The organism is Stenotrophomonas sp. STEN031, from assembly GCF_056759975.1.
On the sequence record NZ_JBRREA010000011.1, the window covers coordinates 24,356 to 48,876 of the forward strand.

Sequence of the window (24,521 nt, forward strand, 5' to 3'; positions counted from 1 at the left end):
CCGAGCATGGCTCGGCACTACCGGTGATGCCACCTGCACGCCTCGGCGTGTAGGATCGGCTCCATGGCAGGCGCACTCTCCCGCATCGATCGCATCCCCAGGCTCAGCCGGCTCGGCTGGCTGATGGGTTTGTATGCGGAAAACCATGATCATCTGATGCGCCTGTTCGCGCCGGATCGGCTGCATGTCGGCAGCCACCTTTCCAGCATCGGCGATGGTCTGGACCTGCGCCTGGATGTGATCGAATGCCACCGCTACACGGTGGAACTGCGCCTGACCTATGACCTGTGCGATCCGGTCACCGGTGAGCCGGATCCATCGGCGTTCGTGCGTCTTTACCGTGATGCACGCCAAGCCGAGACCACGCACTGCTATGTGGGCCGGCGCTGGCAGGATGTGATGGGCATGTATCCACCGCCGGAAGCGCTGATCAGCCACCGCATGCGCATGAACACCTTCCTTGGGAAATGGCTGGAATACCTGGCTGAACGCGGTCACAGCATTGCCACGCTCCGCCGTGTCGACGAGACCGTCGTACCTATGCGACGCATGGATGTACTGCCGAGCTGAGGCGCGGCGTGCGCATCGGGCATACTGCACGCCCCTCTGGTTCCGGTTGTCGCTATGCCGTATACCCCGATTATGGCCACGCTCGGCTATGTGCTGTCTGCCGACGGCAGCAAGGCCTTGATGATTCACCGCAATACCCGTCCCGGTGACATGCACCTGGGCAAGTACAACGGGCTGGGCGGCAAGATGGAAGCCGACGAGGACATCCTCGCCTGCATGCATCGTGAAATCCTTGAAGAGGCGGGTATCGAATGCGGCACGACGCGCTTGCGCGGCAGCATCAGCTGGCCCGGTTTCGGCAAGAATGGTGAGGACTGGTTTGCCTTCATCTTCGTCATCGACGACTACACCGGCACGCCGATGGAGGTTAATCGGGAAGGCACGTTGGAATGGGTGGCGTTGGATCAGCTGGAATCCTTGCCGCTATGGGAGGGCGACCGCCACTTCCTGCCGTTGGTATTTGACGATGACCCGCGCCCGTTCCATGGCGTGATGCCTTACCGCGATGGGCGTATGCAGTCCTGGAGCTATACCCGGCTGTAGGCGCTCATCGACGCTGGGCGAGCAGTATGTGGAAGTGCTTCCGCAGCTGCCGGCCATCGTTGCTGGTGCCGGTTTCCTGATGGGTGTGCCAAGACGGGCGAGTGAATCGTCCGGACGCGTGCAGGGCCTGTTGAAACTCGTCGCGGCTGTACAGGTGGAAGCCATGTGCAGTGAAAGGCAATGTGCGCATGAACACCGGGTCGCCGAAGGCGAGGCATAGCCTGCCGCCCGGGCGCAGCACGCGCGCAAATTCGCCCAGTACCGGCAGCAGGACGGGCCAGAAGTAGCTGGTGTTGACCGCCAGCACGGCGTCGACAGTGGCATCGTCCTGCGCAAGCGCATTGGCATCACCGAGCTGCAAGGCCGCTCGGTCGGCCAAACCTGCCTCGATGAGCCTGGCATTGCCCGCATGGACCATTTCCAGCGACAGTTCGATGCCGAGGTAGCGGCTGCCCGGCGCTTCCAGAAGCGCCGGCGCGAAGGCCGCGTTGCCGGGGCCGATCTCCAGCACGAACTCTTCCGGCCGTACCGCCAGCGCATCGATGGCAGCGTGGTTGAGCCCAGCGTTGCTGCGGTTCATCGAGTCGGCGACGGCAGGCGCGGCATCGCCATGGGGCTACCGCAATTGCGCGGCCAGGGTTGGGGTATCCAGCATCTCGTCTGTGTCCATGTGGGTGGTTGAGACGTGGCGATGGCTGGGTCCTGCGGCACCTTAGCGATCCCGGCGATCTTTGGGAACCTCACGTCCGGGCGGCTTGGCGCGGGTACTGCCCATCATTCAGGCGCGCGCGGTACCCTGTTGGGGTCCATGCACCGCGAGTTCCCATGAAACGCCATTTCTCGATGCTCCGTGAGTTCCAGCTTGCGGATTGGTTCACCCTCGGCAACGCGTTCTGCGGCACCGGTGCGGTGTTCGCGGCAATGCGCTTCCTGCAGGACGGTCAGCGCGGCTTCCTGATGTTTGGCATGGCCTTGATCCCGCTGGCGTTCATTTTTGATGCGCTGGATGGCCGGGTGGCGCGTTGGCGGCAATCCTCGTCAACCCTGGGGCGCGAGCTGGACTCGCTGGCAGACATCATTTCCTTCGGCGTGGCGCCAGCGGCGCTGGCCTATGCCTGTGGTATGCAGGGTGGCTGGGATTGGCTGGTGCTCAGCTATTTCGTCTGCTGCGGCGTCAGCCGTCTGGCGCGCTACAACGTGACTGCCGAAGAGATTGCCGGCGAATCGGACAAGGTGCCGTATTTTGAAGGTACGCCGATCCCTACCAGCCTGGCGCTGGTGATCGTGTTGGCGCTGGCGGCGCATTTCAATGCGATCGGCCCCCTGCTATGGGGTGGCAGCTGGCAGCTGGGTCCGTGGCAGCTGCATCCGCTGGTCCTGTTGTTCGCGCTGTCGGGCTCTTTGATGATCAGCAAGACGCTGCGGATTCCCAAGCCCTGACGCCGGTAGCCCGGTCGCATTGCTATCATCAGCCGGTATCCCGGGAGTAAGGCAATGGCGGCGCCAGGCAGCAACGACAACGCGGATTTTGAAGCCAGCATGCGCGGCTACTGGGACGCATGGTCACAGGCCATGCAAGGCCCGGGTGCAGCCGCAGGCAGCGATTTTCCCTGGCGTGAAAGCATTGCCCAGTGGACCCGGCTGGTCAGCACGGACACCCCTGCGGAAGTGCAGGCGCTGGGCGCGCGCTTCCAACATCAGGCTGGCGACTGGCTGGGCATGATGCAGCAGGTCGCCGCGCGCTTTGCCGGCAAGGACACCTCGGCGGCGGAAGTTGCCGGCGCTTGGCGTGAAGCCGTGCAGGCGGGGCAGGGCGATGATCTGCTGCAGTGGATGTTGGGCGCTGCACGCGGAGGCAATGCACTGAATGATCAACCCTGGTTGCGCGAGTTCGCCAAGGCCGCGCAAAGCGGCTTTCGCGGTGGTGATTGGTTGAACGCACCGGCATTTGGCCCGGCTCGCGAGCACCAGGCGCGCTGGCAGGCTTTGCTGAAGATCCAGCAGGAATACCAGGCGCGTGCCGAAGCTTATGTGGATACGATCCGCAGCGTTCTGGACGATGCCTTCAAGCGCTTCGAGGCCAAGCTGGCAGAGCACGAAGTTCCCGGCAGCCAGCTGACCAGTGCGCGTGCGATGTTCGATCTATGGATCGATGCCGCTGAGGAAGCCTATGCAAAGGTGGCGCTCTCCGAAGATTTCCAACGCATCTACGGCGAGTTGGCCAATGCCCAGATGCGTTTGCGCGCCGCCTCGCAGAGCGAGCTGGAACGGGCCTGCGATGCGATGGGTGTGCCAACCCGTACTGAAATGGATGCGGCACACCGCCGCATCGCCGAGCTCGAGCGGCAGGTACGACGTTTGATTGCTGCTACTCAGCAGGTGGCTCCTTCCGCGGCAACGGCCAAGTCGGCGGCGCCATCGACGGCCAAGCCAGCTGCCAAACCGATCAAGCGTGCTCCGCAGCCGGCGGCAACAAAGGCCTCAAAACCGGTTATCGGGAACGCTGCCGGAAAATCTGCCAGGAAGCCTGCGGCCAAGACGTCGGTAGCGAAGAAGGCTGTGGTGAAGAAGGTCGCAGCCAGGAAGTCCGTGGCCGCTGCCAGCTCGAGAGCAGCGCCGGCACGGCGTAGGAGTGCCAAGTGAAGGGTCCGCTGGGTTTTGGCAATGACGACCTGCTGCAGGAGGCCCTGCAATGGCAGCGCAAGCTGGTCGATGGCTTGAAGCTGCTACCGGGCGTTGAAGACGTGGACTATGGCGTCACCGAGCGCCAGGAAGTGTGGAGTGACGGCAAGGTGAAGCTGTATCGCTTCGTCAGCGATAAAGCCGATACCCGCAAACCGCCGCTGTTGATTGTCTATGCCCTGGTCAACCGGCCCTACATGGTCGACCTGCAGGATGGTCGTTCGTTGGTACAGAAACTGCTGGCGCTCGGCCAGGATGTATACGTGCTGGACTGGGGTTACCCGGATCGTTCGGAGCGCTTCCTGACCCTGGAGGACTATCTGCTGCGCTATATCGACGGTGCGGTCGATCACCTGCGTTCGCAGCGTGGGGGGGCGCCAGTCAACCTGCTTGGCATCTGCCAGGGTGGCGTATTCGCGCTGTGCTACAGCGCCCTGCGTCCCCACAAGGTACAGAACCTGATCAGCATGGTCACGCCAGTCGACTTCCACACCGCGGACAACATGCTGTCGCACTGGGCCCGGCACGTGGATGTGGATCTGTTCGTCGATACCCTGGGCAATATCCCGGCCGATCTGATGAACGCCAGCTACCTGATGCTCAAGCCATTCCGCTTGAACGTGCAGAAGTATGTGGGCTTGATGGATATCCTCGACGACAAACAGGCGCTCGAAGACTTCCTGCGCATGGAGAAGTGGATCTTCGATTCCCCCGATCTGGCCGGCGAGACGTTCCGGGAGTTCGTCAAGCAGTTCTATCAAGCCAATGGCCTGGTCAACGGCAGCATCCGCATCGGTGACGAGGCCGTGGATCTGGCGCAGGTGCAGATGCCAATCCTGAACATCTATGCCGAGCAGGACCACCTGGTGCCGCCGGCTGCATCCAAGGCGATGCGGGCGCAGGTCGGCAGCAAGGACTACACCGAGCTGGGTTTCCGCGGTGGCCACATCGGCATCTATGTGTCGGGGCGTGCCCAGCGCGAGGTGCCTGGCGCCATCAATGACTGGTTGAGTGAGCGCGCATGAAGCTGATCCGTAATTTCCTGATGGCTGCAAGCCTCGCCGTGGTCATGCTGCCGGCAGATGCTGCGCCCAGTGCGGCAACCCAACGCGAGATCAACGGCCTGATGCAGGCGCTGGAAAACTCCGGCTGCCGCTTTCAGCGCAATGGCAGCTGGTATGACGCCGTGGCTGCACGCGGTCATCTGCAGCGGAAATATGACTACCTGCTCAAGCGTGACCTGGTGGACAGCAGCGAGCAGTTCATCGAGCGCGCGGCCAGTCGCAGCAGCATGAGCGGCAAGGCCTACAAGGTATCCTGCAACGGCGTCCCGGAGCAGGATGCCTCAGCGTGGTTCCTGCAGCAGCTGCGGCGCCTGCGTGCGCCGGCCGGCTGACATGCACGTGCCACATACCACAACCGCGCTGCGAACCTGAGCCAGGTGCAGCTCGCAATGGTGCCAATGTGGCTGCGCATACTGGGCGGCGTGTGGACCTCGCCCAATACCTTGGTCGGTTTGATCGGCGGTGCGCTGGGTAGCATTGCCGGTGCGCGTCCGTATTGGAGCCACAGGGAGTGCGCGTTGGTGTTCCGACGTTGGCCATGGGGGCCCGGTGGTGCGATCACCTTCGGCATGGTGATTCTGCACACTGGCGACGATCTGGACGGCCTGTGCCTGACCTACGAGCATCGCGCGGGCCGTTGCCTGCATCCGCGCGTTCGCCTGGGCGACCATGAACGTGCGCATGTTTTCCAGTATCTGGTGCTGGGTCCGCTGTTCCTGCCGGTTTACCTGTTGTGTGGCGGTGTCAGTGTGCGTAATCCGTTCGAGCGCGCGGCGGATCATTACGCCATGCATGGCCACGGTTGGTGGCCTGGACGTGGCTGAGGAAGGACGACATTCATGTCCGCGGCAAGCGCTGACATCAAATGACAACCTTTCGTGTACATCTCTGTAACGCGCCACCACGTATCGTTGCACCTGTTACAGATCCAACAGGAGCACGAACCACCATGGCAGTTGTTCTTTATATCGGTGGCAGCAAGGATGGCGATAAGGGTGTGGTGCCGTACGGCTTCAGCAAAACCCGCGCAGATACCGAGCATGGCCCGGAAATTTACGTAGAACGGACGATGAACGTCTCCGGCAGGGGCTCGATGCGGGTCATGGTGCTGGAAGATCTGCGTGACGACGTCGCAAGCCAACGGCTGTATCAGCATCTGGCCTGAGTATTCAGGCGTGCGCGCCGCCGGGCGACAGGTCCGGCGCGTGCTGTCAACGGCTTTCCCCCGGGCGCGCGCATTGCCAGAATGGCAGCTTCCGTCACCGTGGCTACCGCACCGGCAATGCAAGACACCAAGCTCGCGCAGCAGATCGCGCAGACAATCGCCGACGAGATCGGCGCACAAGCCACTCAGGCCAAGGCGGCCATCGCGCTGCTGGATGAGGGCGCCAGCGTTCCGTTCATCGCCCGCTACCGCAAGGAAGTGACTGGCGGCCTGGACGATACCCAGCTGCGTAATCTCGAAAGTCGTTTGACCTACCTGCGCGAACTCGAAGATCGTCGCCGCGCCGTGCTGTCCAGCATCGATGAACAAGGCAAGCTGACCGATGTGCTGCGTGAGCAGATCATGGGCGCCGACACCAAGTCGCGTCTGGAAGACCTGTATCTGCCCTACAAGCAGAAGCGCCGCACCCGTGCTCAGATTGCCCGCGAGGCGGGCCTGGAGCCGCTGGCCGATGGCCTGCTCGGCGATCCCATGTTGGACCCACAGGTCTTCGCCGCCGGTTTTGTAAATGCGGAAAAGGGCGTTGCTGATACCAAGGCGGCACTGGAAGGTGCACGCGCCATCCTGATGGAGCGCTGGGGTGAAGACGCTGCATTGGTTGGCGAATTGCGCAACTGGCTGGCTGGGAACGGCATCATCCGTGCCCGCGTTGCCGAGGGCAAGGAGGCCGAAGGCGCCAAGTACCGCGACTACTTCGATCATGCCGAGGCATTGGCGAAGATTCCTTCGCACCGCCTGCTGGCCTTGTTCCGCGCGCGCCGCGAGGAGTTCATCTTCCTCGAACTGGACCCGGGCAGCGACGCCGAAGCCGGCCACCAGTATGCGGAAGGTCGGGTAGCGCTCAACGCAGGCATCGCCAACAAAGAGCGCCCGGCCGATCGCTGGTTGTTGGACGCCTGCCGCCTGACCTGGCGCGCCAAACTGCATATGCACCTGCTGCTGGACCTGTTCAACCAGGCCCGCGAAAAAGCCGAGGCTGAGGCGATTGCGGTGTTCGGCGACAACCTGAAGGATCTGATGCTGGCAGCGCCGGCCGGTCCCAAGGCAGTGCTTGGACTGGATCCGGGCATCCGCACCGGCTGCAAGATCGCCGTCGTCGATGCCACCGGCAAGCTGCTGGCCACCGAGACGGTGTACCCGCACGAGCCGCGCCGGCAGTGGGAGCAGTCGCTGCAGACGATCAAGCAGCTGTGCATCAAGCACAATGTCGAGTTGATCGCGATCGGCAACGGTACAGCCAGTCGCGAAACCGACAAGCTGGCCGGCGAGGCAATCGCCGCCTGTGCCAATCCCAAGCTGCAGAAGGTGGTGGTCAGCGAGGCCGGTGCCTCGGTGTATTCGGCCTCCGAGTTTGCCGCCAAGGAATTCCCGGACCTGGATGTCTCGCTGCGTGGTGCAGTGTCGATTGCGCGCCGCCTGCAGGATCCACTGGCCGAACTGGTCAAGATCGAGCCCAAGGCCATTGGTGTTGGCCAGTACCAGCACGACGTCGACCAGTTCCGTCTGGCCAAGGCGCTGGATGCGCGCGTCGAGGACTGCGTCAATGCCGTCGGCGTGTTCGTCAACACCGCCTCGGCCGCGCTGTTGACGCGCGTATCGGGTTTGTCATCGACGGTTGCCGAGAATATTGTCCGTCACCGCGATGAGAATGGCCCGTTCAAGCGCCGCAAGGACCTGCTGAAAGTGCCGCGCCTGGGCGACAAGACCTTTGAACAATGCGCCGGCTTCCTGCGGATTGCAGATGGCGACGAGCCGCTTGATGCCTCTGCGGTTCACCCGGAAGCGTATCCCGTGGTCGAGCGCATCGTCGCTGCCGCTGCAAAGCCGATCAAGGCGATGTTGGGCGACGGCAGTTACCTGCGTAGCCTGAAGGCCGAACAGTTCACCGACGACAAGTTTGGTGTGCCGACCGTGCGTGACATTCTCAAGGAATTGGAAAAGCCAGGCCGCGATCCGCGTCCCGAGTTCAAGGCCGCGCGTTTCGCCGAGGGCATCGAGGACATCAAGGACCTGCGCGAAGGCATGATCCTGGAGGGCGTTGTCAGTAACGTTGCCGCGTTCGGTGCCTTCGTCGATATCGGTGTGCACCAGGACGGCCTGATCCATATCTCCGCCTTGTCCGATACCTTCGTCAAGGATCCGCGCGATGTGGTCAAGGCGGGCGATATCGTCAAGATCAAAGTGCTGGAGGTGGACGTTGCACGCAAGCGCATCGCCTTGACCCGACGCCTTGAAGATACGCCCGCCCCGGCCAAAAGAACCGAGCGCGACGAGCGCGGCGCAGGGCAGGGGCGTGGTGCGGGTAGCGGGCGTGATCGGGATCAGCGCGGTCAACGCAATCCAGGCAATGGCGGTGGCCGACCGGCAGTGTCTGCGGCGCCGGCCAACAATGCGTTGGCCGATGCATTCGCAAGGGCAAAACGCGGCAGCTGAGTCAGCTGCCGCAGAGCTCCATCAATCCCGTGGGAGCGGCGTAAGCCGCGAAGCTAGCAATGTGGAAGTTCAGGGCATCGGTGCCGATCGATGATCCATCTGCTTCGCGGCTTACGTCGCCCACACAAACCTGGAACTTCAAGCCGGGGCAAGCGCACGCTGCAGTGCTTGGCTCAGATCGCTGCCGGTGTAAGGCTTGGACAGCTTCACGCCGGCATCGAACACTGCAGGCAGCTGATCGATTTCCATCCCGGTGGCGACCAGGAACGGGATGCCGCGCTGCCTCAGACGTTCGGCAACCGGGCTGCTGTTCTCGTTGCATGCCAGCCAATAGTCCAGGAACACGAGCTGGGGCTGCAGCTCATCGATCATCTGCAAGGCAGCACTGACCGTGGCAGCGACGCCGCCCACCAGCATGCCTTCCATCTCAAGCTGCATCTGCAGCAGCATGGCATTCAGCTCGTCGTTCTCCACGACCAGCACCCTCGTACCTTCGAGTGAGCCCATCGTTTGCCCCTGTATCTGGATCGGGAGAAGTATAGTCAGTCGCCGAAACTGGCATTACACAAATATTTTCCACCAAGGCCTGCCCAAGCGCCACAAGCTCCGCTATAATTCCGCTCCTGCAAGCCGAAGTGGCGGAATCGGTAGACGCAGCGGATTCAAAATCCGCCGCCCTTAAAAGCGTGGGGGTTCGAGTCCCCCCTTCGGCACCAGAGAAAACAGGCACCCAGCGGTGCCTTTTTCTTTGCCTGGAATTTGGCAGGCAGTTCCAATTGCGGCGTGCTGTCCAGTAGTGCCGAGCCATGCTCGGCAAGGGCTCTGCTGGCGAAGCCTCGATCTGCAGCATCGATGTGGGAGCGGCGTAAGCCGCGAAGCCGGCAATATTGTGGGGATATCCGGGCATCACACTGCCGCCTTCTGGATTCGCGGCTTACGCCGTTCGTTCCCACAAAGGTATGCAGCTGCTTGCGGGCTTAGTTCTGTACGCGGTTTCGCTGCAGGGCGCCGCCCTTGGCGCCCAGCAGGAACAATAGAATCCCGGCGCCGAGAATCGACCAATGCTGCATGCGATCGCCGCTGGTGATGTAAACCGTGCGATCCGATCCTTTCACCTTGAACTCAATGATCTCGCCTTTGCTCGGGTCGGGCGCTTGCGAGCGTTCGGCAAAGAGGTGGTTGGCGTGCAGCGTCGTCCCTGCGAACGCTAGAAGTGCTCCGGCCAACAAGATGGCGAGTGCTTTCATGTTCATCGGTTGATCCTTGCCATTGCCCGCGCCCAAATAGCGCTCAAGTATGCTGGCGCGGGATGCTGGCTGTCGATGAAGGACTCGCTGGAGGTTGGGTGCTGTGTTCGGCCTGGGCGGGCAGGGCAGCGCCGTTGTAAATCGCGGGCAAGAAAAAAGCCCCGATTGCTCGGAGCTTTTTAGAAATGGCGTCCCCACGGGGATTCGAACCCCGGTCGCCACCGTGAAAGGGTGATGTCCTAGGCCTCTAGACGATGGGGACGCGTATTCTTCAAATCTCAGATTGTAGATCCAGACGGCCTAAGGCCTGGATTGGTGGAGCCAAGCGGGATCGAACCGCTGACCTCCTGCATGCCATGCAGGCGCTCTCCCAGCTGAGCTATGGCCCCACGTTGTTGCTAGCCCGCCATTATAGCGGTCTTTTACCGAATTGGAAGATTTTTCTTCTTCCTGTGCAATCTCTTGGGAAGATTGCTTCGATAAAAAAAGACCCGATACGGCTGGGTCCGTTTGTACCTGATGAATGGCGTCCCCACGGGGATTCGAACCCCGGTCGCCACCGTGAAAGGGTGATGTCCTAGGCCTCTAGACGATGGGGACGCGTTATACTCATCAAATTGTCGACAATTCAGACGGCCTAATGTCCGAATTTGGTGGAGCCAAGCGGGATCGAACCGCTGACCTCCTGCATGCCATGCAGGCGCTCTCCCAGCTGAGCTATGGCCCCGGTGTTGCGTTGTTACGTCGTTGCCGAGAAAGAAATAATAGCGGGGCTTCACATTTACCGCAAGCGATTTGTGAAGAAATTTCTTCATTCCATGAGATGCCACTGAAAGGCCGCCGAACCTGCCCCTGACCGTTGTCGCGGACGAGTCTGACGCCGGGCTGCGTCGCCAACCTGCATCGCGCACAGGGGCGGCGTGGCAAGTTGAGGCTGGGTCAGTCAGTTGGAGTCGCAGTCGTGGCAGCCTATCTCCATGTCGTGTTGAGTTGCCTGCTTGCCCAGGGACCCGGCGGGGCTGAATCGTTTGTCTACAAGTGCCGGACAGCGGACGGGTATTCCTATCAGCAGGCTGCCTGCGAAGGCGCTGAGTTGGAACGCAGGGCTTTTGCGTCCGGTGCCGAGGATGCGGCCGTGGTCCTGCCTAAGGACGCGGTTCGGTCTCCATTGCGGGGGAAGGCGCCGAGGCCGGCGGCGGCTGTTCGGCCAGTGCGGCAACGGTCTTCAGCACCGTCAAGAGCGAACGCCTGTGAGGTGGTACGGCAAGGGCGAGACCGGGCTTATGCCAAGGCAGGGTTGAAGCGCGACTTCAAGATGTCGAGTCTCTGGGACAACAAGGTTCATCAGGCGTGCCGTTAGCCTGGCGCATGACGTTGGCTTCGACAGGGTTGTGCCGTGCCACTATGCGCTGCTTGGGCGACTTTCTGCTGGTTCTAGTTGTCGTGTTTGGGAGGTGGGCTCTTTCGCCTGCGCTCAAGTGCCGCATGTGCCGCAGCATCAAGATCGCTAAGTGCCTGTTCGAGTCGGTCTAGCTGTTGATGCTGCAAAAGCGTTTCCATCGCTGCGCATTGCCGGGCGATGTCCGCCTCGTGGATGAAGGCGAACGCGCCGCGCAGCGAATGCAGATGCTTGCCGATGATGTCGGTGTGGTGATCGAAGCTATTCGGTTGCAGGCCATTCGCGCCGATTGAGTCCAAGGTTTGGCGGATTGCGTTGATGGAATCCTGAAGCGAGGCCAGCAGGGGGGGCGTGCACCTCTGCTGGAAGCATGCCGGTGGCAATGTCCCACTGACTTTCGTTGGTTTGTAGTAGTGCGTGGGGCTTGCCAAGTTGGGAGAGTGTTGCGCGTAGCGCTTCCAGGAGAACCGGCTTGATCAGGATGCCGTTGATGCCCGCTTTCCTGCTGCGCGATCTGTCCTGGTCCGAGGCATGGGCGGTGACTGCGACGATGGGGGTGGTAACCCCGCGGTTACGCAGGCAGCTCGCGAAGCTGAAGCCATCCATGTCAGGCATGTTCAGGTCAGTCAGAATCAGGTTGTAGGACTGGTCATTGAAGGTGGCAATTGCTGCGCCGCAGTCTTCGAATGTGTTTGCGCTGCAGCCAAGTGCTTCCAGTTGAAGCTGCAGCAGCCTGCGATTGGCAGGATGGTCGTCAACCACCAGGACATGCAGGGAGGCCGTCTGTACGAGGTCCGACGGGGTGGGGGATGCGTCCTGGGAGAGGCCCGCCGCGGTGCCTGCAAGTGGCAAGGTGACGATGAAGGTGCTGCCATTACCTGGCGAACTCTTGACCTGGATGCTGCCGTGCATCAGCTCTGCCAGGCGTCGACACAGCGCCAGCCCCAGACCGCTGCCGCCATAGCGTCGCGCGATGGTGGAGTCGGCCTGGGAGAACGTCGTGAACAGGGCCGTTTGCTGGGCTTCGCTCATGCCGATGCCGGTATCGCTCACGCCAAGGACGATGGCCGAGTCAATCGCGTTGTCATCCTGGAGGTAGACTTCGACCAGCACGTCACCTGCGTCGGTGAATTTGATCGCATTGCTGATCAGGTTGAAGAGTATCTGGCGGATGCGTGTGGGATCACCCATGTAGCGTGGCTGGATTTCATCGCCAACGATCAGATCCAGGCCCAGGCCTTTGGCCTGCGCCATCGGCGAGAACATATCGATGCACTGCTGTGTCACTTCTTTCAGGTCGAAAGGTATCGACTCGATCGTCATCTGTCCGGACTCGACCTTGGAGAAGTCCAGAATGTCATTAATGATATTCAGCAAGGCAGAGGACGATGAGGTGACGGCATGTAGTCGACTGTGCTGTTCGACTGTCAACGAAGTGCGTTCCAGCAACTCCAGGTTGCCCAGGATGGCGTTCAACGGTGTGCGGATCTCATGGCTCATGATGGCCAGGAAAGTCGATTTCGCTTCATTCGCTGCTTCGGAGGCGGCGCGGGCGTTCTGCAGTTCCTGTTCAACCTTCTTGCGCAGGGTAATATCGGTGAAGTTGCATAAAAGTACGTCGCGTCCCTGGTACTTGGTCGGTACCACACTTACCAATAACGCGCATTCGTTTCCTTCGCGGGTCAGGACGCTCAGTTCCACGCCGGGGGAAGCGATGCTGGCCGTATCATGTTCATGAAAAGCGTCAAGAAAACCCAGGTGTAGCGGGCGCGCTGTTTCGGTCAGCGCGTTCGCATAGCTGGTCATGACGGCATTCTTAAGTAGCACTTCGCCCGTTGAAGCCGACAGAAGCGCTTGACCGAAAGGGGCAGTCTCGACCATCGTCCGGTTGAGGTTCTCGCTCTCGACAATTCGTTCCGAGCGGACATAGCCGGGGCGGAACACTTTCCGCTCAATCAGCAGCAGGACGGCCCAGACAAACCCTATCGCCAGCAACATTGCACCGATATAAGCCAATAGGGTTGGCCACAATGCGGCAATGATCGTCCGCCAGGAAAAAGTGTGGATCAGCTGCCAGCCGCCGTTGGCCGGAGAAACCGGATCGGTGGCGACAAATCGCCCGTCCATCCTCTCGAACCTGTCGCGCTTTTCCGCGGGTGCTGCGCCGGCCCAATGGCTGACAGGGAGCTGGGCAATCGCGCGGACGTTGGGTTGTTCGGCGCCAAGCAGAAGATCCCCGCGGCGATCGGCGATCATCCAGAACTCGTCGGTCTGTGTCGAGCCGAGCAAGGTCGTCACCAGTTCGACAGGGTAGGAGGCCACGAAAACCGCAAATGCCCCGGAGTCTGCGAACGCCCGCTGTTGCAGCAACAACGAAGGCCTGCCGGTGAGGGGATCATCGGCGATGGGCAACCAAACCGGGCCTGTCGACGTCGGCATATCTTCGCCCCCGACGGTGGGGGCTTGGCCTGGCGTAAAGCGCTGGATGAGAGCGGCGGTGGATTCTCCCTTGTGCCGGGCAAGCAGGTTGGCGTCCGGCAGAGGGCCTGCTCCGAGGAAGCTGTGGTCGTGGCTGGAAAAGTAGATGGAAGCGTTCAATGCGCGGGCGAAGGTGCCTGCCTGGTGGCTGACTTCATCGGCCAGCTTCAGGTAGGGCGCAAGGCTCTCCAGCGAACGGCCCCGATCCGTATCTCCCAGAACCAGTACGGGCGGAGAGTTGGCGGAACGCTGGATCGTCATGCGACCGTGGCTATCGGTAAACCTGAGAACAAGGTCGGGGTCAGGCTTCTGCCGTGATTCCCAGGCGTGCTCCTCCTGTGCGGTGGTGACGCGTATCGCCCCCTCGCGTACCGCGAACAGCGACTGCAATGCGATGCGACGGCTGCCCTGGTCGGCATGCCGTTCGGCGATGTAGTCCTTGATCTGCGAATGGATGACCACAACCGTCACTGCGGCCAGGATCAGCGTGGTGACGATGCCACCGACGTACAACAGGGCGCGTTGGTGGCGGCTCAGGAGTTTCAGGGCGTTTGTCCGTGCGGGCGTGTGAGGGCGCGTGTCGTTCCCTGCGATGCCTGGTTCAGAAGCCATTTGAGATTCCACTCACGTTGGGCAACAGCCGGTTGGTGTGGTGAAAAGCCCGATTTCAGGGCGTTGTCTGAAGCTTGCAAGACGAATATTAGGACTGGGCCGATGTAGGCCGGACGGCCGCACTGGAAGAATGACTCCATCGAGAACAGCCCTTTCCCTGATATCGCCGCTTCTGGCGTGGAGACATCGCCCATGAACGCTCTTGCCCAGTTCGTATCACCCCAACCGGAAGCCCGGATGATCCAGAATGCGCTGGTGGTAGACAGCAACGAACTGCAGCATCTTCCGATGGTCAAGGTGTTGCGTCAATCAGGGGTGTCTGAAGTCATTTCGGCCCTGGATGGTGCGCGGGCGGTGGCCGCATTGCGTGATCGAAGCTGGGATCTGATTGTCCTCGATCTGGATATCACCGACCTCACGGGGCTGCAGGTGATCGACCTGCTGGCCGAGCGTTGCCGCAATGCCAGGCTGGTGATCGTGAGCAGTCAGCCCAGCAGGATATTGAACGCGGCCTCGGCGTATGCACGCCATCGTGGGCTGACCGTGGCGGCCGCTCTGCGCAAGCCGCTGAAGGCAGAGCAGGTTCGTAGCATCATCGCTGCGGCGATCGAACCGACGATGTCGGTCCATGGCGCCGCTCCGGTGCAGTGCTCCACACAGCGGTTCTCGCGTGAGGAGCTGCGTGGTGCATTGCTGGATCAGCAGATCCAGCCCTATTTCCAACCACAGCATTGCGCAATCACCGGTGTGCTGCGTGGTGCCGAGATCCTTGCGCGTTGGCACCGGGCAGATGGCTCGGTACTGGCACCAGCGGGGTTTCTTCCCGCAATCGAGCGCGAAGGATTGTTGGAGTCGCTGACCAGCTACATGCTGTCCTGCGCGTTCGACTGCATCGCTGCCGAAGATTCAGCATCGTCCTTGCTGATGGCAGTGAATGTTCCGGCACGCGTAGCTAGCGGCGTTCACTGGGCACAGAGCGTTGCTGATCATGCCTATCATGCGGGAGTCGATCCGAGCCGGGTGGTTATCGAGATCACGGAAGATGGTGGTGAGCGGTGCAATCCCGCGCTCGCTGGCGCTGTAACCCAGTTGCGGCTGCGGGGTTTCAATTGCGCCATCGACGATTTCGGCAGCGGTGATTCGTCTCTGGACAGATTGCTGCAGGTGCCCTTCAACGAGCTGAAGATCAATCGCAGCATGTTGGTGGAAGCCCGCGATCACGCCCATGCCCGCTGCCTGTTGGCCAGCACCATCGCCATGGCCCGGCAGATGGTTGCCACGGTTGTCGTCGAGGGCGTGGAAACCTATCGGGACCTGGACATGGTGCGCAGCCTGGGCTGCCACACCACCCAGGGGTACCTGCATGGTCGTGCCATGCCCAAGGCGGACTACCTGCAGTACGTCGCACGTCAGGACTGATCCGATGCGGAAAGCGTCTGCTCACCATGACAGCGCCGCGGACGATCTGCTTCTGTAAGCCAGACGCTCTTACCTGATTGCGGCCTCTGCTGTTTGCACCCGGTTTACTTTCTGGCCAGGCGATGGGGCTGGCGTGCGGGTCTGGGCAGGCTGGTAGAGTCGGACGCCGGTGCGAAGGCGGGACACTCCTGATGCTCAGACGTCCGCGGAGACTTGGGCACGGGCAGTGTCGGCAGCGGCCCCTGCTTCCTGCGCAGGACTGGGGATAGCGCGCGGTTGCCCTGCGGTGGAAAGCTCACTTGACGGTAGGCAGGGCGCACCGCAAGGCTCGCACCCGTGCTACCGGTTTGTGCTTCCCTCCTGCTGCGATATGGGACGGGGGTTCTTCCCATGACTGGCCAGCGCCACGGCATGGGGGCCAAAGGGGGACGCTCACACCGGCAGGCGAGTCTTTCCTTCGTTCACAAGTCTTTGTCTTTGGGCGTGATGTGACATAAATTCTGTCCAGACGTGCCTCGCAGGGTAGGGGATGCCTCCCCAGCCTGGATTGGCCAGCTGCCAGCGCACTTCACGGAGACCTCGCCATGAGTGGTTTCAGGATCAGGGTGATCTTGGCTGACGATCATCCGGGCATGATCGCCGGGGTGAAGTACGAATTATCGTCCATAGCCACGCTTGAGCTGGTGGGAACCGCTTCCGATTCGACCGAACTGATGGCGCTGCTTGGTAGCGTGGCATGCGATGTGGTGGTCTCCGACTACGCAATGCCGGCCGGCGATTTCGGCGATGGAATTGCGCTTTTCGGGATGATCGCCAGGCGTTATCCGCAGGTGAGGCTGGTCGTGCTTACGATGCTCGACAACCCGGCGGTACTGCATACCCTGCTGACGCAAGGGGTGAGCTGCATTGTCAGCAAGTCGGACGCATTGACGCATCTTGTGCCGGCGGTTCATGCAGCGCAGAGCGGTGGCAAATACTACTCGCCCACCATCGACAAGGTGGTACAGGGCATCGAGCTGAACAGACGCAGCCGCAACCCGGCCGGGGTGTTGAGCATTCGCGAGTCCGAAGTGGTGCGGCTCTACGCGTCGGGTCTGACGGTGAACGAGATTGCCGAGCGCCTGCACCGCAGCAAGAAGACCATCAGCACGCAGAAGGCCAGCGCGATGGAGAAACTATCGATTGAAAAAGATGTGGATCTTTTGCGTTACGCGATGGAGAACGGTCTGGTCACTTCTTCTGGCGGCACCCCGGGCGCACCGTAGACCGCTGGCTGTTGAGGGTCAGGCATGAATGCAAGTGGCTCGCGCTAGAATCCGGACGGGTTCATTCCACGTCCAGGCCAGCCTTTCCCGACTCCCACTGCAGCATGATCTTGCGCCTTCGCTGTGGTGAGGCGTACATGAACAAATTGAGAGTCTCCAGAAATTGATTTTTCTGGGCGGTGGATAGCCGGGCAAATTCGATCAGGAGGCGTCTGACGTCCGCGGTTTTCTTGTCCATCTTTGTATTTTCTCAGCCGCAGCTCAAAAGCAAAGCACGCATGCGAGCGCCAGGTTGGCGCCGCACAAGGAATTTGCTCATGTTGTGTCAAGCGGTCTGGCGCAGCCATAGGACCGGTCCCAATAAGGCAGAGATATCTTGCTTTTGGTAAGTCCTTGAATTTCGGAATTGACTCCTGGATTGGTTCCGGCAAGGGGAGGGAGGGGAGGGCTATCAGTGTGCGGTACAGTGATTGGCAGCTGGCGGATGCACGCGGTAGTGATTACGACGCACGGGCGATGGAGGGAGCCGCCTCTGCGTCGGCCAGGCCCGATTCAATGCCGTATCTCAGCAGGTCGACATCGCGCTTCAGTCCCAGCTTCAGCATGGCTGCCCCTTTTTGGGTGCTGATGGTCTTCTTGCTGCGACTCAGCCGCTCGGCAATCTCGTTGACCGTCAGGCCGGAGACGAAGAAGCGGATGACCTCCAGTTCACGGGTGGTGAGCGTCTGCACGCCGGAGTTGCCGGAAGTCACAGCGCCGGCGATCTCGGTGATGGTAGGTGACAGATAGCGTCCATTGGCGAAAGCGCCATGAACGGCTGGCATGAGGTGATTGAGCGAATCCGTCTTGCTCAGGATGCAGGAAATGCCCAGCGTCAGCAGTGAGTGCACGATGCCTGGATTCTCCAGCATGGTGAGCACCACGATCTTGATCGAGGGATAACGCTTCTTGACCAGCTTGAACAGCGCGATGCCATCACCGTAGCGTCCCCCTGGCATCGAGTAGTCAGAGATCAGCACGTCGCAGGGACTGCGCGCCAGTACATCCATGAGCTCGGTTGAATTGCGCGCTGACCCTGTAACGGAAATCGTGCCGGCGCTGGTAAGTACGTACTGAAGGCCGGCACGCACGGCTGAGTGATCGTCCGCGAGAACAACGCGGAGGCTGAGTGGCTTCATGGCGGATCGGCTTCAGTTGTTGAACGGGAGGAACCTCTACAGAGCAGACAGCCGCGCTGTGGGCAGCCGGCGCATGGCATGAAGGAGCAAAGAGATATTGGGTTGCCCTGCGCCTGCTGTTACTTTATTTGTGTAGTGTCAGCAAAGTAAGCACTACGGGTCCTATTCAACGGCTTTGCTTCGTAGGACGAGTCTGAACTACGGACCATGGCCACATCGCCGGCGGGATCTGGTTTGCGCCCTTGCTTGGCGTTGCAAACCAGCGGGGCAGACGTTGTTTTTCAGGACTTTGTGCGGACGTCGGCGCAGGCCAGGTGCAGGAGTCGGCTCAGGTGCGCAGGCATGAGCTAGCAAACCAGGATCGCTGGTTTCATTACCAACATTGCACGCTTGATCGCTGCGTGTTCCCCGAACATTGCCGTGCTGGCGCAAGCGGCGGCGGCACATCGCGCAAAATGTGATGAATCACTTTATTATTGAGCGCGAACCAGCGGGGAATAGACAATGCGTGATGATCACGGTGCTGTGGATGAAGTCGAACCAACGCCGACGCCCGTGCCTGCAAAACGGCGTGGTCGACCGCGGCTCTACGATACCCCGCTATCTCAGGCCGAGCGCGCAAAACGTTACCGCAAGGCGCGTCAATGGGATGAGAGCAGCCTGGATGAGTGCCGCGACCCGGTGTTGATGGATCGCCTGGGCTGGGCGTTGAAGCACAAGGAGACCTCCGAAGACGCTCGTGCCGCTTTGGACATCTATCTGGAAGAATTAGTTAGACGGCACCACAGCAAGGGCAAGCTGGCGCTCAGGTGATCTGCGCCGCCGGTGCGCTGAACGCCTAAGTCAGGTGTCCATAGCGGAACACCCAGGTGGAGCGTGCGGAACGGCAGTCAGCACCGTTGCTGTACTGACTGAACGACGGGACTCGCAATAAGCCGCCATCGGTCGTCCTCGCCATTGTCGAAATGGCAGTTCCGGTCATTCCATTGCACCGAATGCCCGCTAGGCTGACGCAATGGCATTGTTGACGGAACTGCAGGCAGCAATCGCCAGGCATGGTGCGCCTGGTTTCGTCGGCACGGTCATACCGCGTGTCACGCTACTACGCTCGGATGCTGGCGGTGCAATGTCTGCCTCTGTCCGGGGCATCTGCTTGTTGCTTGTTGCGCAGGGACGAGCGCGCCTGAGCTTGGGTGGGACGCCCGTCGAGCTGGCGGCGCCGCGCTACGTGGTGGCGCCAGCGCAGACGCAAGTGGCGGGCGAGATACTCCAGGCCGGCGCCGCGCGGCCGTTTCTGGGCGTCGCCTTATGCATGGATCCCGCGATCCTGTCCACGGTGTTACTGGATATGAGCGAACAATTGCATGATCCGCCGACACCGATCGCTGTTGTGGCGGGCGTGCCAAGTCCCGAATTGCTCGATCCGCTGCTTCGCTTGATCCGGTTGCTGGACAGTCCGTCTGACATCGGGATGCTCGCACCGTTGTTCGAGCGCGAACTGCTGTATCGGTTATTGCTTGGTGAGCAAGGACCGGTTCTGCGCCAGTTCGCGTTGTCGAACGGCCGTCTTGCGCGGGTTGGTATCGTGATCAATCAGATCCGTGTCGGATATGCGCAACCGATGCAGGTGGGGCTGTTGGCCAGCCGCGTTGGTATGAGTCTGTCCTCGCTGCACCGTCACTTTTTGGCAGCTACCGGCATGAGCCCCTTGCAGTACCAGAAGCGTTTGCGCCTGCAGGAGGCACGGCGGAGATTGGCTGCGCACCCGTCTAGCGCAGCCAGCGTCGCCTACGCCGTGGGTTACGAAAGCCCTTCGCAGTTCAGCCGCGAGTACCGGAAGATGTTCGGCGTGACGCCGTCGCGCGACGCGGTGGAAATGCGCGACAACGCTCTGCGGCCAGATCTGGCGAGCTGAACGATGTCGGTTGCGGCCTGTCATCGCGTGCGTCGACGTGAAGACAGGATTAGGCAAGGGTTGGCCGATATCCGGCTACTACAGGTACGTCAGATGTCCCTACGCTTGTCCTCGGCCTGCTTGATGCATTCCCGCTGGTCGAGCGCTGTATCCCGCAACTCGCAGGCGTTGCGACATATGCCGGCTGGGCGCATTCAGCCACGCGATGTCTGTGCGTTGCAGCTGCTGTCTGTCGTGCAAGCGCGCCTGGATGGACGGGTGCTACTGCACTGCCACCTGGCCTTGACCGGCGTTGGTAGGCAGGAACGTGGCATCCACGCTCGCGTGGTGCTTATCCACCCCAACGCACCGTGCATCTCAACCGAAGAGAGCTTCAATGAAGGCATCCGTAGTGAGTTCAGTGGGTGGAGGTTTTGATGTGCAGGACATCGAACTGGACAAGCCCATGGGGCGTGAGGTTCTGATCGAAGTCAAAGCCTCCGGGCTCTGCCATAGCGACCTGACGCTTGCCAGGGCCGGCATCGGCTACGCGCCGCCGGTAGTGCTGGGGCATGAAGTGGCCGGGGTGGTGATTGCGCTCGGTGAGGAGGCGTCGGAGTTCAACCCCGGCGATCATGTCGTCGCCAGCCTGATCCAGTTCTGTGGCAGATGCGTGCAGTGCCTTTCCGGCCATACCCATGCGTGCCTGCAGCCTGAAGCGACATTGCGGGAGGATACCGAGCCTGCCCGCCTGCGCAGCAGTGGCGGGAGTGTGATCAACCAGGGGTTTGGCCTTGGCGGCTTCGCGGCACAGGTACTGGCGCATGAGAACCAGATTGCACGGGTTCCGAAAGCGCTGCCCTTTGCACACGCAGCGCTGTTGGGCTGTGGCGTGCTCACAGGAGCGGGCGCGGTGCTCAATACGGCTGGCGTGCAGCATGGTGAGACGGTGATCATCATCGGCGCCGGGGGTGTCGGACTCAGCGGTATTGGAGGGGCACGGCTTGCCGGGGCGTCGCGCATCATTGCAATCGACGTGGCCGACGGAAAGCTTGAACGCGCAAGACGTTTCGGCGCCACCGACGTGATCAACTCCCGCGAGCGCGATCCAGTGCAGGCAGTGAGAGCTTTGCTTCCGGGCGGCGCAGACCATGTGTTCGACTTCGTCGGTGTCCGGGCAGTGATCGAGCAAGGGCTGCAGATGCTTGCCAAGGGCGGTGGGCTGTATCTGGTTGGGATAGGTGACGGAGCGACGAGCGTTGAGCTCCATGCCCTCAGCCTGCAACTGAACCAGAATCGGATCGAGACGGTTTACATGGGCTCGTCAAACCTGAAACGTGATATCCCGTTTTACGCGGAAATGGCACTGGCCGGCCGCTTCAATCTGGCGGAGTTGGTGTCAAGGGAGATAGCGCTGTCGCAGATCAACGATGGCTTCGAGTCATTGAAGGATGGAGCGATCGCCCGTGTCGTGATTACCGACTTCAATAATTGACCGTCTGGCCAGCGCCATCGCAGGGATTGTCGGTGATGCCGCACGCAATGCAGGGCCAAGCTTTCGAGCAGTTGGGCGCGATGGTGCGGTTCAGATCCGCAGCGCATCCACCACCAGTGCGAATGCAGCCGAATGCTGGCGGCGGCTGGGGTAGTACAGGTGATAGCCGGGGAAGGGCGGGCACCAGTTCTGCAGCACACGCACCAGTCTGCCTTGCTCGATGTGATCACCGAACTCTTCCTCCGGCAGGAAGGTGATACCAAGGCCATCCAGCGCCGCCTGTACCATTGGCGGCGAGGTATTGAACACCGCCTGGCTTTCGACGCGCACGTTCACCTGCCTGCCGTTGCGCTCGAATTCCCACACGTACAAGCCGCCCGAGGTGGCGAAGCGGATGTTGATGCAACTGTGCCGGGTCAGGTCTGCAGGGGCCTTGGGGATCGGGTGCTTGTCGAAATAGGCCGGTGAAGCGGCTGCGGCCATGCGCACCTTGGGGCTGATCGGCAGGGCGATCATGTCCTTGTCGATGCTCTCACCCAGCCGCACACCCGCGTCGAAGCGATCGGCGACGATGTCGCGCAGCGCGTAGCTGACGTCGAACTCGATGCGGATGTCGGGATAGCGGTGCATCAACGGCAACAGCTTGGGTAGCAGGATGGTCTGCAACGAGTGGTCACCGCAGGTCAGGCGCAGGGAGCCGGCCGGCTTGTCGCGCAGCTCGGTGAGTGCATCCAGCTCCGCTTCGATCTCATCGAAGCGATTGCCGATGGCCAGTAACAGGCGCTCGCCTGCCGGAGTGGGCGAGACGCTGCGGGTGGTGCGGGTGAGCAGGCGGATCTGCAGCCGCTCTTCCAATGCCTTGATGGCTTGGCTGAGCGCGGACTGCGAGACGCCCAGCAGCGCACCCGCGCGGGTGAAATTCCCTTCACGCGCCACGGTGACAAAGGCCAGTAGATCATTGAGGTTGCGTCGTGCCATGGCCGCAGTGTGGCACGGCTTATTGATTAGGTCAGCTAATAATGGCTAGAAGCATTGATTACCTTATCAGTCGAGTCGTCGCGGTGGACAATGGCCACCTTCCCCAAACACCGCCGGAGTTCCCATGTCTGTCAAAGCCTATGGCGCCTATGCCGCCGACAAGCCGTTGGAGTCGATGGACATCAGCCGCCGCGCGCCGGGGGCGCACGATGTGCAGATCGACATCGCGTACTGCGGCATCTGCCATTCCGACCTGCACCAGGTGCGTGCCGAATGGGCGGGTACCCAGTTCCCCTGCGTGCCGGGCCATGAAATCGTCGGCCGGGTTGCCGCAGTGGGCGCGCACGTGAGTGGCTTCAAGCCCGGCGATCTGGTGGGTATCGGCTGCATCGTCGACAGCTGCAAGCAGTGCGAAGACTGCGATGCCGGGCTGGAAAACTACTGTGACGGCATGGTCGGCACCTACAACGGTGCTACCGCGGATGTGCCGGGTTGGACGCTGGGCGGCTATTCGCAGGAAATCGTGGTTCATGAGCGTTATGTGCTGCGCATCGGCCACCCCGAAGACCAGCTGGCCGCAGTGGCGCCCCTGCTGTGCGCCGGCATCACCACTTATTCGCCGCTCAAGCACTGGAATGCCGGTCCCGGCAAGACGGTAGGCGTGGTCGGCATTGGCGGTCTGGGCCATATGGGCATCAAGCTGGCCCATGCGATGGGCGCACATGTCATCGCCTTCACCACGTCCGAGTCCAAGCGCGAGGCTGCCTTGGCATTGGGCGCGGATGAAGTGGTGGTATCGCGTGACGCTGCAGCGATGGCAGCGCAGGGCAAGCGCTTCGATCTGATCGTCAACACCGTTGCCGCGCCGCACGACCTGGATGCTTTCCTGGCACTGCTCAAGCGTGACGGTGCGATGGTGCTGGTGGGGGCGCCGGCGACGCCACACCCGTCGCCGAATGTGTTCAACATGATCACCAAGCGCCGCACCCTGGCCGGCTCGATGATTGGTGGCATTCCGGAAACCCAGGAAATGCTGGACTTCTGCGCGAAGCACCAGATCGTGGCGGATATCGAGTTGATCCGTGCCGAGGAGATCAACGAAGCCTACGAGCGCATGCTCAAGGGCGACATCAAGTATCGCTTCGTGATCGACAACGCCACCATGGGCGGCTGAGGCGGCTTGCCGAGTCGATAGTTGCCTGCAGCGTTGGCCCTGACGGCCAGCGCTGCAGTGAAGGCGCCGCATGGTCTGCTGGCGGCTTTCACTGCTGGTGCCGCCATGCCCCGCCGCCCGGCGGGCATTGTTGATCAAGCGGATCAGTTCAGGACACCCGTATCTTCCATGGGAAACCAGACAGCCCATCATCCTGATGGTTGCTGGACGCTTCCCGACCGTCCAACGCCATGGCAGGACCAGTCTTTCAAGGAACACCTATCCAGGACTCACTGAAGAGCCTTGGGCTCATTGCGGTGGCTGTGCCGATGGCCGCGATCACGGAAGTGCCGGTATCCGCAGCTTCAGTAACGCAGCATGTTTCTGAAGCTGGCAGTCGGCCATCGCTCGCAGGCAGTGCGGGGCATTTCACCGGCCGCGTACGCATCGATCCGGTGTGGGATGCTGATCCTGCGCTCACTGCCTCCGGCGCCTGGGTCACCTTCGAGCCTGGCGCGCGTTCGGCCTGGCATACGCACCCGGCAGGGCAGCGCCTGGTGGTGATGTCCGGGGTGGGGTTTGCCCAGGAATGAGGCAAGCCAGTGCAGCAGAGCCGGCCGGGCGATGTGATGACCTGCCCGGCAGGCATCAAGCACTGGCACGGTGCCGGGCCGACAATGGCCATGACCCATCTGGCGGTCACCGGCGTGCTCGATGGCAGCAATGTCGAGTGGATGGAGCAGGTGAGTGATGAGCAGTATCACGTTGCTCAATAGCTTCACCCCAGTCGTTTCTTCGCATCTTGCTGAAGCTCCAGAAGGCTCGCGAAGGGTGCATGTGATCTCGTGACCACGTGGCAGTAGGTGGCTGCGTGCAAGCGGTGGTT

Annotated in this window: 23 protein-coding genes, 5 tRNA genes and 1 pseudogene; 18 read left to right on the forward strand and 11 right to left on the reverse strand. The window is 61.4% G+C overall.

Annotation, left to right across the window (positions count from 1 at the left end; all coding sequences use genetic code 11):
- Nucleotides 1–63 precede the first annotated feature (63 nt).
- Together ACVOLQ_RS07255 and ACVOLQ_RS07260 are read left to right on the forward strand one after the other, a co-directional pair.
- A complete protein-coding gene (locus ACVOLQ_RS07255) occupies nucleotides 64–570 on the forward strand; it encodes a DUF1249 domain-containing protein (protein WP_313170107.1) in 507 nt (168 codons plus the stop codon).
- Nucleotides 571–624: 54 nt separating this feature from the next.
- Complete coding sequence (locus ACVOLQ_RS07260; RefSeq protein ID WP_313170108.1) at nucleotides 625–1,113, forward strand: NUDIX hydrolase; 489 nt, start codon at nucleotides 625–627, stop codon at nucleotides 1,111–1,113.
- Nucleotides 1,114–1,117: 4 nt separating this feature from the next.
- Here ACVOLQ_RS07260 and ACVOLQ_RS07265 read toward each other — a convergent pair whose 3' ends face one another.
- Nucleotides 1,118–1,693 carry a class I SAM-dependent methyltransferase gene (locus ACVOLQ_RS07265; protein WP_481527527.1) on the reverse strand — a complete coding sequence of 192 codons (576 nt, stop codon included), beginning with the start codon at nucleotides 1,691–1,693 and terminating at the stop codon, nucleotides 1,118–1,120.
- Between the two features lie 245 nt (nucleotides 1,694–1,938).
- On the opposite strand from ACVOLQ_RS07265, the gene ACVOLQ_RS07270 reads away from it, so the two are divergent.
- From ACVOLQ_RS07270 to ACVOLQ_RS07300, 7 genes are all read left to right on the forward strand, one after another.
- Nucleotides 1,939–2,553 (forward strand): CDP-alcohol phosphatidyltransferase family protein, encoded by a 615-nt coding sequence (locus tag ACVOLQ_RS07270; protein ID WP_313495572.1) that lies wholly within the window; start codon nucleotides 1,939–1,941, stop codon nucleotides 2,551–2,553.
- Between the two features lie 54 nt (nucleotides 2,554–2,607).
- Entirely contained in the window at nucleotides 2,608–3,756 is a 1,149-nt protein-coding gene (gene phaE, locus ACVOLQ_RS07275) for a class III poly(R)-hydroxyalkanoic acid synthase subunit PhaE (RefSeq protein WP_481527528.1), read from the forward strand.
- On the forward strand, nucleotides 3,753–4,820 hold the full coding sequence (locus ACVOLQ_RS07280; RefSeq protein WP_481527529.1) for a class III poly(R)-hydroxyalkanoic acid synthase subunit PhaC: 1,068 nt from the start codon (nucleotides 3,753–3,755) through the stop codon (nucleotides 4,818–4,820). Before phaE ends, ACVOLQ_RS07280 begins: the two co-directional genes overlap by 4 nt.
- Nucleotides 4,817–5,191: a YfeK family protein gene (locus ACVOLQ_RS07285; RefSeq protein WP_481527530.1), complete on the forward strand. Its 375-nt coding sequence runs from the start codon at nucleotides 4,817–4,819 to the stop codon at nucleotides 5,189–5,191. Before ACVOLQ_RS07280 ends, ACVOLQ_RS07285 begins: the two co-directional genes overlap by 4 nt.
- Nucleotides 5,192–5,248: 57 nt before the next feature.
- Nucleotides 5,249–5,683 (forward strand): hypothetical protein, encoded by a 435-nt coding sequence (locus ACVOLQ_RS07290; protein WP_481527531.1) that lies wholly within the window; start codon nucleotides 5,249–5,251, stop codon nucleotides 5,681–5,683.
- 125 nt (nucleotides 5,684–5,808) lie between these two features.
- A complete protein-coding gene (locus ACVOLQ_RS07295; protein ID WP_481527532.1) occupies nucleotides 5,809–6,024 on the forward strand; it encodes a hypothetical protein in 216 nt (71 codons plus the stop codon).
- 117 nt (nucleotides 6,025–6,141) lie between these two features.
- Nucleotides 6,142–8,517: a Tex family protein gene (locus ACVOLQ_RS07300; protein WP_481527596.1), complete on the forward strand. Its 2,376-nt coding sequence runs from the start codon at nucleotides 6,142–6,144 to the stop codon at nucleotides 8,515–8,517.
- 138 nt (nucleotides 8,518–8,655) lie between these two features.
- On the opposite strand, the gene ACVOLQ_RS07305 is transcribed toward ACVOLQ_RS07300, so the two are convergent.
- Nucleotides 8,656–9,024: a response regulator gene (locus ACVOLQ_RS07305; RefSeq protein WP_481527533.1), complete on the reverse strand. Its 369-nt coding sequence runs from the start codon at nucleotides 9,022–9,024 to the stop codon at nucleotides 8,656–8,658.
- Nucleotides 9,025–9,146: 122 nt separating this feature from the next.
- On the opposite strand from ACVOLQ_RS07305, the gene ACVOLQ_RS07310 reads away from it, so the two are divergent.
- Nucleotides 9,147–9,233: transfer RNA gene (locus ACVOLQ_RS07310), tRNA-Leu, on the forward strand.
- 261 nt (nucleotides 9,234–9,494) lie between these two features.
- Here ACVOLQ_RS07310 and ACVOLQ_RS07315 read toward each other — a convergent pair.
- From ACVOLQ_RS07315 to ACVOLQ_RS07335, 5 genes are all read right to left on the reverse strand, one after another.
- Nucleotides 9,495–9,770 (reverse strand): hypothetical protein, encoded by a 276-nt coding sequence (locus ACVOLQ_RS07315; protein ID WP_481527534.1) that lies wholly within the window; start codon nucleotides 9,768–9,770, stop codon nucleotides 9,495–9,497.
- Between the two features lie 180 nt (nucleotides 9,771–9,950).
- A tRNA-Glu gene (locus tag ACVOLQ_RS07320) sits at nucleotides 9,951–10,026 on the reverse strand.
- 51 nt (nucleotides 10,027–10,077) lie between these two features.
- Nucleotides 10,078–10,153: transfer RNA gene (locus tag ACVOLQ_RS07325), tRNA-Ala, on the reverse strand.
- A 135-nt stretch (nucleotides 10,154–10,288) separates the two neighbouring features.
- Nucleotides 10,289–10,364: transfer RNA gene (locus ACVOLQ_RS07330), tRNA-Glu, on the reverse strand.
- Nucleotides 10,365–10,415: 51 nt separating this feature from the next.
- Nucleotides 10,416–10,491: transfer RNA gene (locus tag ACVOLQ_RS07335), tRNA-Ala, on the reverse strand.
- Between the two features lie 809 nt (nucleotides 10,492–11,300).
- Between ACVOLQ_RS07335 and ACVOLQ_RS07340 the strand changes: the two genes are divergently transcribed.
- A complete protein-coding gene (locus ACVOLQ_RS07340; protein WP_481527535.1) occupies nucleotides 11,301–11,456 on the forward strand; it encodes a hypothetical protein in 156 nt (51 codons plus the stop codon).
- Here the strand turns inward: ACVOLQ_RS07340 and ACVOLQ_RS07345 are convergent.
- Nucleotides 11,425–14,253 carry an ATP-binding protein gene (locus ACVOLQ_RS07345; RefSeq protein ID WP_481527536.1) on the reverse strand — a complete coding sequence of 943 codons (2,829 nt, stop codon included), beginning with the start codon at nucleotides 14,251–14,253 and terminating at the stop codon, nucleotides 11,425–11,427. The genes ACVOLQ_RS07340 and ACVOLQ_RS07345 overlap by 32 nt on opposite strands.
- Before the next feature lie 192 nt (nucleotides 14,254–14,445).
- Here ACVOLQ_RS07345 and ACVOLQ_RS07350 point away from each other — a divergent pair, with 192 nt between their 5' ends.
- Together ACVOLQ_RS07350 and ACVOLQ_RS07355 are read left to right on the forward strand one after the other, a co-directional pair.
- Nucleotides 14,446–15,672 carry an EAL domain-containing response regulator gene (locus tag ACVOLQ_RS07350; RefSeq protein ID WP_481527537.1) on the forward strand — a complete coding sequence of 409 codons (1,227 nt, stop codon included), beginning with the start codon at nucleotides 14,446–14,448 and terminating at the stop codon, nucleotides 15,670–15,672.
- A 584-nt stretch (nucleotides 15,673–16,256) separates the two neighbouring features.
- On the forward strand, nucleotides 16,257–16,937 hold the full coding sequence (locus tag ACVOLQ_RS07355; protein ID WP_481527538.1) for a response regulator: 681 nt from the start codon (nucleotides 16,257–16,259) through the stop codon (nucleotides 16,935–16,937).
- 61 nt (nucleotides 16,938–16,998) lie between these two features.
- Here ACVOLQ_RS07355 and ACVOLQ_RS07360 read toward each other — a convergent pair whose 3' ends face one another.
- Complete coding sequence (locus ACVOLQ_RS07360) at nucleotides 16,999–17,175, reverse strand: hypothetical protein (protein WP_481527539.1); 177 nt, start codon at nucleotides 17,173–17,175, stop codon at nucleotides 16,999–17,001.
- 262 nt (nucleotides 17,176–17,437) lie between these two features.
- A complete protein-coding gene (locus tag ACVOLQ_RS07365) occupies nucleotides 17,438–18,115 on the reverse strand; it encodes a response regulator (protein WP_481527540.1) in 678 nt (225 codons plus the stop codon).
- Nucleotides 18,116–18,619: 504 nt separating this feature from the next.
- Between ACVOLQ_RS07365 and ACVOLQ_RS07370 the strand changes: the two genes are divergently transcribed.
- From ACVOLQ_RS07370 to ACVOLQ_RS07380, 3 genes are all read left to right on the forward strand, one after another.
- Entirely contained in the window at nucleotides 18,620–18,928 is a 309-nt protein-coding gene (locus tag ACVOLQ_RS07370; protein WP_313493385.1) for a hypothetical protein, read from the forward strand.
- Between the two features lie 202 nt (nucleotides 18,929–19,130).
- On the forward strand, nucleotides 19,131–20,030 hold the full coding sequence (locus ACVOLQ_RS07375; protein WP_481527541.1) for an AraC family transcriptional regulator: 900 nt from the start codon (nucleotides 19,131–19,133) through the stop codon (nucleotides 20,028–20,030).
- A gap of 376 nt (nucleotides 20,031–20,406) precedes the next feature.
- Complete coding sequence (locus ACVOLQ_RS07380; RefSeq protein ID WP_481527542.1) at nucleotides 20,407–21,504, forward strand: zinc-binding dehydrogenase; 1,098 nt, start codon at nucleotides 20,407–20,409, stop codon at nucleotides 21,502–21,504.
- Nucleotides 21,505–21,594: 90 nt separating this feature from the next.
- Here ACVOLQ_RS07380 and ACVOLQ_RS07385 read toward each other — a convergent pair whose 3' ends face one another.
- On the reverse strand, nucleotides 21,595–22,482 hold the full coding sequence (locus tag ACVOLQ_RS07385; RefSeq protein WP_481527543.1) for a LysR family transcriptional regulator: 888 nt from the start codon (nucleotides 22,480–22,482) through the stop codon (nucleotides 21,595–21,597).
- Between the two features lie 124 nt (nucleotides 22,483–22,606).
- Between ACVOLQ_RS07385 and ACVOLQ_RS07390 the strand changes: the two genes are divergently transcribed.
- Together ACVOLQ_RS07390 and ACVOLQ_RS07395 are read left to right on the forward strand one after the other, a co-directional pair.
- A complete protein-coding gene (locus ACVOLQ_RS07390) occupies nucleotides 22,607–23,656 on the forward strand; it encodes an NAD(P)-dependent alcohol dehydrogenase (protein ID WP_481527544.1) in 1,050 nt (349 codons plus the stop codon).
- 308 nt (nucleotides 23,657–23,964) lie between these two features.
- A pseudogene (locus ACVOLQ_RS07395) lies at nucleotides 23,965–24,411 on the forward strand ((R)-mandelonitrile lyase).
- The last annotated feature ends 110 nt before the right edge of the window (nucleotides 24,412–24,521 follow it).

Excerpts from the sequence above, each read along its gene's own strand:
- ACVOLQ_RS07370 (WP_313493385.1), top strand. The coding sequence starts at position 18,620 with ATGCGTGATGATCACGGTGCTGTGGATGAAGTCGAACCAACGCCGACG.
- ACVOLQ_RS07390 (WP_481527544.1), top strand. The coding sequence starts at position 22,607 with ATGTCTGTCAAAGCCTATGGCGCCTATGCCGCCGACAAGCCGTTGGAG.
- ACVOLQ_RS07260 (WP_313170108.1), top strand. The coding sequence starts at position 625 with ATGCCGTATACCCCGATTATGGCCACGCTCGGCTATGTGCTGTCTGCC.
- phaE (WP_481527528.1), top strand. The coding sequence starts at position 2,608 with ATGGCGGCGCCAGGCAGCAACGACAACGCGGATTTTGAAGCCAGCATG.
- ACVOLQ_RS07385 (WP_481527543.1), bottom strand. The coding sequence starts at position 22,482 with ATGGCACGACGCAACCTCAATGATCTACTGGCCTTTGTCACCGTGGCG.
- ACVOLQ_RS07305 (WP_481527533.1), bottom strand. The coding sequence starts at position 9,024 with ATGGGCTCACTCGAAGGTACGAGGGTGCTGGTCGTGGAGAACGACGAG.
- ACVOLQ_RS07345 (WP_481527536.1), bottom strand. The coding sequence starts at position 14,253 with ATGGCTTCTGAACCAGGCATCGCAGGGAACGACACGCGCCCTCACACG.
- ACVOLQ_RS07350 (WP_481527537.1), top strand. The coding sequence starts at position 14,446 with ATGAACGCTCTTGCCCAGTTCGTATCACCCCAACCGGAAGCCCGGATG.
- ACVOLQ_RS07270 (WP_313495572.1), top strand. The coding sequence starts at position 1,939 with ATGAAACGCCATTTCTCGATGCTCCGTGAGTTCCAGCTTGCGGATTGG.
- ACVOLQ_RS07255 (WP_313170107.1), top strand. The coding sequence starts at position 64 with ATGGCAGGCGCACTCTCCCGCATCGATCGCATCCCCAGGCTCAGCCGG.
- ACVOLQ_RS07375 (WP_481527541.1), top strand. The coding sequence starts at position 19,131 with ATGGCATTGTTGACGGAACTGCAGGCAGCAATCGCCAGGCATGGTGCG.
- ACVOLQ_RS07285 (WP_481527530.1), top strand. The coding sequence starts at position 4,817 with ATGAAGCTGATCCGTAATTTCCTGATGGCTGCAAGCCTCGCCGTGGTC.
- ACVOLQ_RS07315 (WP_481527534.1), bottom strand. The coding sequence starts at position 9,770 with ATGAACATGAAAGCACTCGCCATCTTGTTGGCCGGAGCACTTCTAGCG.
- ACVOLQ_RS07380 (WP_481527542.1), top strand. The coding sequence starts at position 20,407 with ATGAAGGCATCCGTAGTGAGTTCAGTGGGTGGAGGTTTTGATGTGCAG.
- ACVOLQ_RS07295 (WP_481527532.1), top strand. The coding sequence starts at position 5,809 with ATGGCAGTTGTTCTTTATATCGGTGGCAGCAAGGATGGCGATAAGGGT.
- ACVOLQ_RS07300 (WP_481527596.1), top strand. The coding sequence starts at position 6,142 with ATGCAAGACACCAAGCTCGCGCAGCAGATCGCGCAGACAATCGCCGAC.
- ACVOLQ_RS07365 (WP_481527540.1), bottom strand. The coding sequence starts at position 18,115 with ATGAAGCCACTCAGCCTCCGCGTTGTTCTCGCGGACGATCACTCAGCC.
- ACVOLQ_RS07265 (WP_481527527.1), bottom strand. The coding sequence starts at position 1,693 with ATGAACCGCAGCAACGCTGGGCTCAACCACGCTGCCATCGATGCGCTG.
- ACVOLQ_RS07360 (WP_481527539.1), bottom strand. The coding sequence starts at position 17,175 with ATGGACAAGAAAACCGCGGACGTCAGACGCCTCCTGATCGAATTTGCC.
- ACVOLQ_RS07355 (WP_481527538.1), top strand. The coding sequence starts at position 16,257 with ATGAGTGGTTTCAGGATCAGGGTGATCTTGGCTGACGATCATCCGGGC.
- ACVOLQ_RS07290 (WP_481527531.1), top strand. The coding sequence starts at position 5,249 with ATGGTGCCAATGTGGCTGCGCATACTGGGCGGCGTGTGGACCTCGCCC.